Raw genomic sequence first — 1,454 nt, forward strand, 5'->3', positions numbered from 1 at the left:
CCGGCGGCGGTGGACCGGGGTCACAGGAGCGTCAGCTGCGTGTTCTCCGGGCCCTCCGGCGGCGCGCCGGGATCCTCCTCGGGCTCGATGCGGCGCGCGATGCCGGGGGCCGACGGGCCTATGCCCAGCTCCGTCGCGTACTCGTGCACCTGGCGGGTGACCTGGCGCTGGTACCACTTCGGCGCGTACGACCCGCCCGCGTACATCGTGCGGTACCGGCGGACCAGGTGCGGGTGGTGGTGCTCCAGCCAGGCCATGAACCACTCCCGCGCGCCCGGCCGCAGATGGAGCACCAGCGGCGTCACCGACGTGGCGCCCGCCTCCGCCACCGCCCGCACCGTGGCGCGCAGTTGCCCGGGTGAGTCGCTGAGGAACGGGATCACCGGCGCCATCAGCACCCCGCAGCCGATGCCGTGCTCCGCGAGGGTGCGCACCACGTCGAGCCGGCGCTGCGGCGCGGGCGTGCCCGGCTCGACGGTCCGCCACAGCTCTTCGTCCAGGAAGCCCACCGAGACCGCCACCCCGACCTGCGTGACCTCGGCCGACTGCTTGAGCAGCGGCAGGTCGCGGAGGATGAGCGTGCCCTTGGTGAGGATCGAGTACGGGTTGGCGAAGTCCCGCAGCGCCGCCAGGATGCCGGGCATCAGGCGGTACCGCCCCTCGGCGCGCTGGTAGCAGTCGACGTTCGTGCCCATGGCGATGTGCTCCCCGCGCCACCGGCGGCTCGCCAGCTCGCGCCGCAGCAGTTCCGGGGCGTTGACCTTCACGACGATCTGCGAGTCGAAGCCGCGGCCGGTGTCGAGGTCCAGATAGCCGTGGGTCTTCCGCGCGAAGCAGTAGACGCAGGCGTGGCTGCAGCCCCGGTACGGGTTCACGGTCCAGTCGAAGGCCATCCGGGACGCCCCCGGCACCCTGTTGACGATCGAGCGCGCCCGCACCTCGTGGAACGTGATGCCGCGGAACTCCGGGGTGTCGAACGTGCGGGTGACGACGGCGGCCGTGCCGAAGAGGGCGGGCGGTGCGGCCCCCGGGCCCGCGCCGCCGTCGGCGGCCTCGTCGGTCAGATTCTCCCAGCGCATCGGCACCTCCTGATTGATCTGCCGCCGAGAATAGAACACACGTTCCCTTCCCGTCGAGTCCCCTATCGGGTGATCCTGGTCAACGCCGCGCCGGGTGCGCCGCCGCGCGGTTCGCCGGTTCGAGTGGATTCCCGCCGCGCGCCCGTACGCCCCCCGCTCGGCGGGGCCGCCGCGAAAGCCGCTGATGAGCGCCCGATGGGCGCCCCGGGCAACAGAGTTGGCGCCCTCCCGCGCCGTCGTACGGGGAGTGAATCCCGTTTGCCCCGGGATCTTGGTCGGTGCGAAAAATGGTCCGGCGCAGGCGGACGATGGGGAGCTGGCACGTGGGGACGACCCTGGTGAACGACGAGCCGGTCACCGTGCCCGCGGCCGGCC

Annotated in this window: 1 protein-coding gene; it reads right to left on the reverse strand. The window is 72.8% G+C overall.

Features of this window, described 5'->3' with window-relative positions:
- Nucleotides 1–20: 20 nt before the first annotated feature.
- Nucleotides 21–1,079, reverse strand: coding sequence for an Rv2578c family radical SAM protein (locus H5J30_RS33035; RefSeq protein WP_181791385.1), 1,059 nt, complete (start codon nt 1,077–1,079; stop codon nt 21–23).
- Nucleotides 1,080–1,454 lie beyond the last annotated feature (375 nt).

It is taken from the genome of Streptomyces phytophilus, assembly GCF_013870535.1.
Lineage (GTDB): Bacteria > Actinomycetota > Actinomycetes > Streptomycetales > Streptomycetaceae > Streptomyces > Streptomyces phytophilus.